Source organism: Asanoa siamensis (genome assembly GCF_016862555.1).
GTDB classification, from domain to species: domain Bacteria; phylum Actinomycetota; class Actinomycetes; order Mycobacteriales; family Micromonosporaceae; genus Asanoa; species Asanoa siamensis.
The window spans coordinates 1-1,161 of record NZ_BONE01000197.1 but is presented as its reverse complement, the minus strand read 5'-3'; the positions used below and the strand labels follow the sequence as shown (position 1 = coordinate 1,161).

The window sequence follows — 1,161 nt, the reverse complement described above, 5'->3', positions numbered from 1 at the left end:
CCTAGCTTGAGCTTTAACCTGTGGCCGGTTGGTATCGACCCCGGCTGATCATGGGAACAGCCCTTGATTGATCATTTCTCTTGTCTAGGGAGAAGATCTCGAACCAAGGGCTGTCTGGTGATCAGTGTGCACGATGCCGATGTGGTCGGAACGGTTGGGCGTCTGGCCGCGTTCCGGCGGGCGTTTCACCGTTGTTTGACCGCGCGTGCGGACGCGTTGTTCGAGCTGACCGACGCGCTGTTGTGCGCCGACGGGCCGGTGCATTCGCTCGTAGGGTTGTCACTGGTCGGGGAGCATCGGCGGGGTCACGGCTCGTTGTACGCGGCCGTGAACCGGGGCCGGATCGACATCGAGGCGTTGAAGACGAGTCTGGCCGGGGTGGCGGTGCCGCGAGCCGCGGACGGGCGGATCGTCCTGGCGGTGGACGTGACGTGCTGGCTGCGGCCGGAGGCCCATACCAGCGCGCAGCGGGTCCTCTGCCACACCTACGGCCGCGGCAAAGACACCCACATCATGGTCCCGGGCTGGCCGTATTCACTGGTCACCGCGTTGGAGACCGGCCGCAGCTCGTGGACCGCACCGCTGAATGCCCGCCGCCTCGCGCCCGGCGACGACGCGGCCACCGTTACCGCGAGCCAGTTACGTGAGGTCGTGGCGCGGCTGATCGCTGCCGGGCAGTGGCGGCCCGGCGATCCACAGATGTGGATCGTCGCCGACGCCGGCTATGACGGCCCGCGGTTGGCGTTCCTCCTAGCCGATCTGCCCGTTCGGATGCTGGTGCGGATGCGTTCGGATCGGGTCCTGCGCCGGCCGCCACCGCCCTGGACACCGCGCGCGCATGGCGGCCGCAAGCCCCGCCACGGCGGCGAGTTCATCTTCGGTGATCCCGCCAGCTGGGGCGACCCGGACACCGCGACCGTCACCGACACCCGCCTCTACGGCACCGCGACCGCCCGGGCCTGGAACCGGCTGCACCCTAGGCTGACCCACCGCACCGCCTGGGTCGCGCATGCCGGCGCGCTGCCGATCATCGAAGGCACCGTGATCCTGCTGACCGTTGACCGGCTGCCCTCGGGCGCGACCGCGAAACCGGTCTGGCTGTGGTGGTCCCAACCCGAAGCCAGCGTCGTCGAGGTCGACCTGCTCTGGCAGGCGTTCCTG

General features: G+C 69.1%; 1 protein-coding gene. It reads left to right on the top strand.

Annotation, left to right across the window (positions count from 1 at the left end; translation table 11 throughout):
• Nucleotides 1-117: 117 nt before the first annotated feature.
• On the top strand, nucleotides 118-1,161 hold a 1,044-nt coding region (locus Asi02nite_RS41210; protein ID WP_203719476.1), incomplete at its 3' end, for a transposase.